Origin of the sequence: Cupriavidus sp. OTU4054, from assembly GCF_038440175.1 — a bacterium.
Lineage (GTDB): Bacteria > Pseudomonadota > Gammaproteobacteria > Burkholderiales > Burkholderiaceae > Cupriavidus > Cupriavidus pauculus_D.
In genome coordinates, this window is the sequence record NZ_JASATF010000020.1 from 131,144 (window position 1) to 138,747 (window position 7,604).

At 67.2% G+C, this 7,604-nt stretch carries 8 protein-coding genes; 2 read left to right on the plus strand and 6 right to left on the minus strand.

The features are described 5' to 3' along the window. Window positions 1-2: 2 nt before the first annotated feature. The gene (locus tag AAHB16_RS22400; protein WP_150371190.1) at window positions 3-2,417 is read right to left on the minus strand and encodes an acetamidase/formamidase family protein; all 2,415 of its coding nucleotides are present in this window, start codon (window positions 2,415-2,417) and stop codon (window positions 3-5) included. 405 nt (window positions 2,418-2,822) lie between these two features. Here AAHB16_RS22400 and AAHB16_RS22405 point away from each other — a divergent pair, with 405 nt between their 5' ends. Beyond that, window positions 2,823-3,194: a hypothetical protein gene (locus AAHB16_RS22405; RefSeq protein ID WP_223851395.1), complete on the plus strand. Its 372-nt coding sequence runs from the start codon at window positions 2,823-2,825 to the stop codon at window positions 3,192-3,194. Between the two features lie 38 nt (window positions 3,195-3,232). Here AAHB16_RS22405 and AAHB16_RS22410 read toward each other — a convergent pair whose 3' ends face one another. Further along, window positions 3,233-4,282: an FUSC family protein gene (locus tag AAHB16_RS22410; RefSeq protein ID WP_342052020.1), complete on the minus strand. Its 1,050-nt coding sequence runs from the start codon at window positions 4,280-4,282 to the stop codon at window positions 3,233-3,235. Window positions 4,283-4,525: 243 nt separating this feature from the next. On the opposite strand from AAHB16_RS22410, the gene AAHB16_RS22415 reads away from it, so the two are divergent. Further along, the gene (locus AAHB16_RS22415) at window positions 4,526-5,566 is read left to right on the plus strand and encodes a 2-dehydropantoate 2-reductase (protein WP_342052016.1); all 1,041 of its coding nucleotides are present in this window, start codon (window positions 4,526-4,528) and stop codon (window positions 5,564-5,566) included. On the opposite strand, the gene AAHB16_RS22420 is transcribed toward AAHB16_RS22415, so the two are convergent. The 4 genes from AAHB16_RS22420 to AAHB16_RS22435 form a co-directional block, all read right to left on the minus strand. After that, a complete protein-coding gene (locus AAHB16_RS22420) occupies window positions 5,553-6,281 on the minus strand; it encodes a GGDEF domain-containing protein (protein WP_150371192.1) in 729 nt (242 codons plus the stop codon). The two genes, AAHB16_RS22415 and AAHB16_RS22420, sit on opposite strands and share 14 nt — an antisense overlap. A gap of 20 nt (window positions 6,282-6,301) precedes the next feature. After that, window positions 6,302-6,691, minus strand: a complete 390-nt coding sequence (locus AAHB16_RS22425) for a DUF1987 domain-containing protein (protein ID WP_342052017.1) — start codon at window positions 6,689-6,691, stop codon at window positions 6,302-6,304. Between the two features lie 21 nt (window positions 6,692-6,712). Continuing rightward, a complete protein-coding gene (locus AAHB16_RS22430) occupies window positions 6,713-7,291 on the minus strand; it encodes a SiaB family protein kinase (RefSeq protein WP_150371194.1) in 579 nt (192 codons plus the stop codon). Between the two features lie 27 nt (window positions 7,292-7,318). Continuing rightward, window positions 7,319-7,604 (minus strand): SpoIIE family protein phosphatase (locus AAHB16_RS22435; RefSeq protein WP_342052018.1); only part of this gene is annotated, 286 nt, incomplete at its 5' end.

Consider the following 7,604-nt stretch of genomic DNA (forward strand, 5'->3'; position numbering starts at 1 on the left):
GGTCATGCGGACGGCTGCCTGTCCCGCAGCCGTTGCCGGAACATCGCCTTGCGCACCACCGCATGCACGCCCCAGTTGCCGTCGACGACCTGCGTCACGCCGAAGTCGACGGCCACGGACATCAGCGAGATCGCTTCGTCCTCGGTCAGGCCCATTGCGGTCATCAGGAAGCGGCGCGTCTTGCGGAACGCATCGCGCATGGCGGGATCCAGCGACGAGTTCTCGTAGACGAGGCTGCGTGCCTGATCGCCGAGATCCTTGAGATAGTTGGCGTGCGAGAAGCCGTGCAGCACCCACTCGTCGGCGGTTTCCACGAGCGGGTAGTCGATATCGGCGAACGGCTCGGTGGTCAGGTCCCGCGCCTTGTGCAGGACGATCTGGAACACGCCCGTGAGCGAGCATTCGATCGCGGTGCCGCACAGTTCGCTGTCGCCTTGCGAGGCATGCGGGTCGCCGACGGATAGCAGGCCGCCATCGACGCCCACGCGCAGATAGACGGTGGCGCCCTTGGCGATGCGCCAGTTGTCGAGATTGCCGCCGAAGTAGGACGGCGGAATTGAATCCACCACGCCCGTTTCCGCGGGCGCGAGCGCAATCACGCCGAAGTGCGGCCGCACGGGAATCTCGATGCCGGCGAGCACGCCGTGGTTCTCGACGATCGACGCGCGGTCGATCGGCACGCCGGGATAGTCGATGGTCGGATGCAGCGTGCCGCTGGGATCGCGCTGCGGCGTCCAGCGGAAGTTGTAGACCGCGTGCGCGCACGTGCGGCCGGGCTCGCAGTTGACCTCGTAGATGGTGATGACCTCGCGCGGCCTCGGCGCTTCGATGAGGTCGTCGTAATGAAAACCCCACCAGGTGGCCGCGTTGCTGCCGAAGGCGCGCTGCGCATAGCGCGCGTTGGCCGTGAGCCGCGGCGCGAGGTCGAGAATGCGCACCTCGAGCACGTCGCCGGGCTCGGCGTCCTTCACATAGATCGGTCCCGTGCAGATATGCACGCCGAAGCCTTCGCCGCTGCCGCGCCCGTAGATGGACGCATCGGTGGGTCCCGCGCCGCGGCGGTCGATGGCCTTGTGTTCGCGCGTCCACTGAAACACGCGCTCGGCCCCGGAGTCCCCCTTGATCATGCGGTCGTAATCGTCGTACGCATGCTGTGTGAGCGTTTCGATGGTGACGATGTCGCCCGAGTCGATCGTGAGCACCGGCGGGATGGTCTGGCTGAAGTAGCCCCAGTGGATGGTCTCGGGCGTGGCGGGCAGGTGATGATGGCGGCCGGCCGGCGATTCGGCGATGGCGGCGGAAGCGTCCCTTTGCGGCGATGTCGCCGTGGCGACGCGCGCATCGGCCGGCGCTTCCAGTGGCACATCGGGCTGTGTCTCGAAGTATCCCGAGGGCCAGCCGCGCCGGATGCGCTTGCGCAGCGTCTGCTGGCTGGCCTCGTTGGCCTGCTGCCGGTACTGCCGTGGCGACATCTTGTACCGGTCGCGGAACGCATGGCTGAAGTGCGCCGCATCGTTGAAGCCCCACCGAAAGCAGATATCGGAGATGGACAGGTGCCCGTACTGGCGGCTGCCGAGATCGGCGCGGCATTGTTCGAGGCGGCGCTGCCGCACGTAGCCGGTGAACGTCTGTCCCGTGCCTTCGAACAGCTTCTGCACGAGCCGCTCGGAGATGTTCTCGTGCGCGGCGACAAGGGCGAGCGAGAGGGCGGGGTCGCTGAGCGCGCTTTCGATGAACTGGCAGACGCGGCGATAGGTGGCGGCCTGCGTGCTGCCGATGGCGGCGGTGGCGTTGTCGTGCCGGTCGGCGAGACTCGTGGCCACGTAGTCGAGCAGCGACGATTCGACGGTGGAGACTTCATCGTCGCTGAGCGTGTCGAACGCGTCGGCCAGCGCGCCGAGTGTGCCAGCCAGCAGGCGTCCCATGCCCGCCTGGCCCGACAGATGGCCGGTCAGCAGCGCCTGCGCGTCGGGCAGGCGCGATTTCAGGGCCGCCGCGGGCACGGAGACGAGGAACTGGCGAAAGTCGGAATCGAAGACGAGGCGCGCGGCCGTATGCGTGGGCCCGTAGACGATGTCGCCCGGCGACAGCGCGACGGCCTGGTCCCCATCGTGGAGCGCGGCGCGCCCGGTTTGGTGCAGGGCGAGCCAGATCGCGTCGCCGCCACGGTCGGCCCGATCGAGGTCCGCGGCGCCACCCGCGTGCGCGAGCGTCTGCGCACACGAGGCAATGCGCACGAGTCCCACGCCCCGGCCCGTGCGCGCCGCCGTAAGCTGGCCGAATATCTGTGGCGCCAGCAACGGCGAGGCTTCCGAGGCGATGGCGGACTGCAGCTGGTGCGGACGCAACGCTTCCCGCCAGACCTGCGCGCGCTGATGGATCGGATAGGACTCGGTGGTGAACTGTTCGATGCGCACTGCCGGCTCGCTGGGAAGGTCCGTCGCGAGACAGCAAGTCTTATGCCATTGCCGCGGTGCCTGCGGTTCGCCCGCACCCGGCACGCCATGCGCGCCCGATCCCTCGACGCGTCCCCACCAGGGCCGCACTTCACTGCGCATTACGCACCCCCGTGCCGCCCCGATGTTCGCTATCGAAAGGGCCTTCACACGCAAGTGTAGACGTGTGCACCCAGGCGATTGCATGCGCGAATGTCTGCTGCGTTTACACCACGAAAGCGCGACGGAAACGCGTCGAAACGCAACGAGAACGCCAGATTGAAGTGGGCCTCGAATGTGGGGGCATCGAACGCGCGAGGCTGCGTGCTACCCTTCAGCTTTTGCCAAGAATGCCGTAATTGGACTATCTGGCTTTGGAGAAACGTAGTGAGCCTCCTGTCCAACTTTCCTGCCTCTCTCGCGATGGATCATATCGGTGAACGTTTTGCTGAGGCAGATCTCATCACAATCCGTGAAGAGCGCTGGGCCGCACAGGCGGTCATCGCGCTCGATACCGGCGATCTTCATCTCGTGGGTCTGGTCCTGTTCAAGGCCATCCAGGAATACGGTCTCTATCAGTTCGCGGAACTGGTCGGCGAGGCGCCGATTCGTTTGCAGCGTCTGTGGATGCCCGGCGTCCTGACGACCCTGGAACGCGCGCTGGAGCTCTTTACGGCGCTTGGCGTACGCCTGCCGATCGAGCCCTATCACGCGACGCTCCTCGCGAATTTCTCCGCGACGGGCGCCTCGATTCACTGAGCTTCCACCGCTACCTGGTGGCTGGCTCGGTGGCCTGCTCAGTTGCTCGCATAAGGGAACTCGTACTTCGTACTCATCTGCGCGAGCACGTTGCGCGTGCGCGAGAGTTCCGCCTGCAGACGCCGTGACAGGAAAGCGAACGAGCCCGTGGTCGTCGCCGGCAACCCTTCATTGCCGTTCGTCGCGGGCAATCCGGCCGCCGCCGGTGCCATGTCGATATCGTCCGGCGCATTCCCGCTTTCCAGCGAATCCGCCAGCGCGAGCATCGCGCTGCGAATGCCGCGATCGTCCTCACGCGGGTGATCGGCGTTCGGTTCGATCGCCGCCATCAATTCCAATGCACTGATGCACACGCGCGCCGCGTGCTGGATTTCCTCGAGCTGGGCCGCGGGAACGTCGGTCTCCTTGGCCACCGACGGAATCAGGCTGCGCAGCTGCACGAGCTGCATGCCCAGCTGCATCATCTCCTTCTGCAGCGTGGCCGCATCGATGTCCCCGCGCTGCACGCGCGCATGCACCGCGGCGCTCGCGCGCAATAGCGCGGCCAGCTTGACGCGCCACGAGTACGACGCGTAGGCAGGCAGCGCGAACGAGAATACGAGCGCAACGGCGGTGCCGATCAGCACATCGACGGTCCGCCACAGCGCGTCGAACACATCCTGGTCGCCATGGCCCGCGGTAATGACGACCGTGATGGCGGTGAGCAGCGCGATATAGCCCCCCTTGCCGATCGCGTGATACGCGCAGTAGCCGCAGACCAGCGCCATCAGTACATAAGTGACCAGTGGCGAATGGAGCAGCCAGGACTGCTGCGCGATCAGCGCGAGACCGATCACCGCGCCCAGCAGCGTGCCGACGCCGCGCTCGGCCGCGCGCCGGCGGATATTGCCGTGGTGCTGCAGGCCGCCGATGACGACGAGCACGGTGATCGACGCCCATTCGCCGTGCGGAATGCGGATGCCCGTGGTGAGCGCGATCGAGACGAGCAGGGCGAGGGCCACGCGCATCGCGTGGAACAGGCGCGCCTGGCTATATCGCCGGTTCGGATCGAGCAGCACGTTGGAGGTTTTGCGGAAGGCGTCTCGCATGGCGGGCGACAGGGACGAATAGAACGACGAAGCGGAAGAGAATGACAGCACGGCAGTAACCGGAAATCACAGTGTAGAGCATGCTTCGTGCCAGCGGCGGTTTGAATAATTGCGGAAGGCTTTGGCGGAAGGCACGGTCGCGGGCGCCAAGGTGGGGCAACATGGCTTGTCCGTGTGCGCGTGTGCCACCAGAATGGCCGCTTGTTTCTCGCGCAGCGGGGCGCTCGCCCCGGAACGACATCGATGCACGCAGACCCGTCCACCGCGCTCATCGCGCCCACCGCACTCACCGCGCCCACCACATCCCGTGCCTCCACCCGTCAGCGCGTCGCCGTGATCGGCGCCGGCGGCGTGGGGCTGTCCGTGGCCGCATGCCTTGCCGTGGGCGCGCGGCATGACGTGATGCTGTGCGCGCGCGCGCCGATCACCGAGATCGGACTCGAGGCCGCGGAGGGCGCCCGGCGCGTGCCCGTGCCCACGCTCACGGACCCCGCCGCGGCCACGCCCGTCGATTGGATCCTGCTGTGCACGAAGGCGCAGGACACCGCGTCCGCGGCGCCTTGGCTCGCGCGCTTGTGCGCGCCGGGAACGCGCGTGGCGGTTCTGCAGAACGGCATCGGCCACGTCGCGCGCGTGGCGCCGTGGCTGCCGCTCCCGCGCGATGCGGCAGAGGCAGCGGTGGTGCCTGCCGTCGTCTATTTCAACGCGGAACGGCTCGCGCGCGATCGCGTGCGGTTCGGCGAAGCGGGCGACCGGCATCTGTCGGTGCCGGACGACGAAGGCGGCCGCGCGTTGTCGCGGCTGTTCGAGGGCTCGCGCATGCATGCGCATCCGAACGCGGATTTCGTCACGCTGCAATGGCGCAAGCTGCTGCTCAATGCGGTGGCCAATCCGATGACCGCGCTGACGCGCCAGCGCATGGCCGTGCTCCATCATGCCGACGTGCGCGCGCTATGCATGGACGTGCTCAATGAGGCGGTGGCCGTGGGGCGCGCGAGCGGGGCGCGCTTTCCCGACGACGAAGCGAGCGCCATGCTTGCCACGGTGCTTGCGCTGTCGCCCACGTTCGGCACCTCGATGTATGCGGACTGCCTCGGTGGCCGGCCGCTCGAGGTCGACGCGCTGACCGGCGCGATCGTCGCGGCGGGCGAGGCCCTTGGGGTGCCGACGCCCGTCAACCGCACGATGCTGGCGCTGCTGCGGGCGATCAGCGATGCCAATGCGGCAGCGGGAGTCGATGCGGCTGCGGGAGCCGAGGCCGCGGTAACGGTCAGTCGCCGCTGACGAGGCCGTCCGCGCATACCACGCGGTTGCGCCCGGCGCGCTTGGCGTCGTAGAGCGCCTCGTCCGCGCGCGCATAGGCGCTGACGAAGCTCGTGCCGCGCGCATTGCAGCTGATGCCGAAGCTCGCTGTCACCGGGCCGGTGAGCGGCGCCGGGAACCGGTGCCCGGCAATGCGGCCGCGCATGCGTTCGGCCAGTGCGATCGCGTCGTCGCAGCCGGTGTCCGGCAGCAGGGCGGCGAATTCCTCGCCGCCCACGCGGCCCAGCAGGCCGCCCGCGGGCATCTCGTCGTGCAGGCAGGCCGTGACCTCGCAGATCACGATATCGCCCACGGGATGCCCGAACGTGTCGTTGAGCCGCTTGAAGTGGTCGATATCGAGCACGATCAGCGCGAGCGGGCCGCGATCCAGCGCCGCGGCCGCGCGCTCGATCACGGCGCCGCGGTTCAGCACGCCGGTCAGCTGGTCGTGCGTGGCGCGGTGTTCGAGTTCCTGCGCGAGCTCCTGCAGCCGCGTGTTGAGCCGGTTCATTTCTAGCTCCTCGCGGTCGCTGCGCCGGATCAGGCGGCGCGTCTCGCGCATCAGGCGTTCGTAATGGACGATCAGCTCGCCGAGCGTCGCGCGATACGTGGCCGTGCTCGCGCCGGCATCGAGGTAGATGCCGCGCGCGTGCGCCAGGGCGCTGTTCTCCGTATCGAACAGATCGGGTTCGGCCATGGAGGCGTGTGAAAGCGCGTTCAACCGTTCGTCGTGATGTGATCGGTGAAATCGATGCCCGGAAAGTCCGCGTGCAACTCCTGGCCGAACTCGAGGATCGTGTCGTCGTCCTCGTCGTGATACCAGTTGACGGCCACGTGGTTGCCGCGCTGGGACGCTTCGTCGAGCGCGTCGAAGATGCTGAACAGGATCTTCGTGCTCGAACTGTTGAAATAGGTGAGCGCGACGTTGACCGTGATGTCGGTGTCCTCGCACAGGCTCAGGTACTTGCGCAGGCGCGTCAGCGCCTCGCCGTAGAACACCGCGGCGTTCTCGGGGTAAGACTCGCCCTTGAGCGACAGCGTGTGCTTCTGGAAGTCGAAGTTGACTTCCGGCGAGGCTTGCGTGGCGGCAATGAACAGATTTTCCATGGCTGATGCTTCCCGATGGCGTCAGATCGTGGCGACGAGCTGGAACATCGTCGAGACCGGGTCCGCGTCGATCGGCTGAAAGTTGTATTCGAGCGGGGCGCTGGCGTCGCGGGCCATCGTCAGGAGTCCGAGACCCGCGCCCTTGCTGCCCTCTGGCGCTTCCGCGCGCAGTGTCTCGCGATAGGCGGCCTTGATCTCGTCGAGCGTCATCGTGCGCAGGGGCTCGAGTGTCGCACGCAATTGCTCCACCCGCGCGGTAGCGACGGGATTCGAGCAGATGAGCCGGTAGCGGTCGTCCACGCGGCTGATGCAGACCGAACCGTGGCGGAGCTGGCCGTCGTCCTGCGTGGACGGCGTGAGCGCATCGGAAGAATAATGCACGATGTTCTGCGCCATCTCGACGAACGACGAAAACAGCTTGCGGCGCGTGCCGCCATCGACCCCGCTCACCGCGAGCTGCAGGCGCACCGCGTCCGACATGGCGGCGATGATGTTCTGCGAGAAATATCCGACGTAGTAGAAGATCACGTTGCGTTCCCGGGCCACGGCGAAGAATGCCCCATATTCGTTGTCTATCGAGGAGGGTGTGGTGGCGGACATGGATGAGTGTTCTGGCGGGCGTCCCGATTAGCGGACGCGAAAGCAGAAATAGGTGAGGTCGTCGCGGCGGCGGTTATGGCCCTGCCACGCGAGGTGCGCGTCGAGCACGGCCTGGCTCAGTGCCGCGGTGGGCAGCTCGCGGCTCGCGCGCAGCGCCTCGCGCACGCGCCGCTTGCCGAATGCGATTTCCTTCGGCCCGCCGATCTGGTCGATCAGGCCGTCGGTCGTGACGAAGACCACGGTGCCGGCCCGCGTGTCGACATGGCGGTTGGGCCAGACGAAATCCATGGCGGTGTCGATATAGCCGACGCCC

Bases quoted from the DNA above. Each gene is read 5' to 3' on its own strand.
- AAHB16_RS22420 (WP_150371192.1), bottom strand. From the start codon at position 6,281: ATGGCCGAACCCGATCTGTTCGATACGGAGAACAGCGCCCTGGCGCAC.
- AAHB16_RS22410 (WP_342052020.1), bottom strand. From the start codon at position 4,282: ATGCGAGACGCCTTCCGCAAAACCTCCAACGTGCTGCTCGATCCGAAC.
- AAHB16_RS22425 (WP_342052017.1), bottom strand. From the start codon at position 6,691: ATGGAAAATCTGTTCATTGCCGCCACGCAAGCCTCGCCGGAAGTCAAC.
- AAHB16_RS22415 (WP_342052016.1), top strand. From the start codon at position 4,526: ATGCACGCAGACCCGTCCACCGCGCTCATCGCGCCCACCGCACTCACC.
- AAHB16_RS22430 (WP_150371194.1), bottom strand. From the start codon at position 7,291: ATGTCCGCCACCACACCCTCCTCGATAGACAACGAATATGGGGCATTC.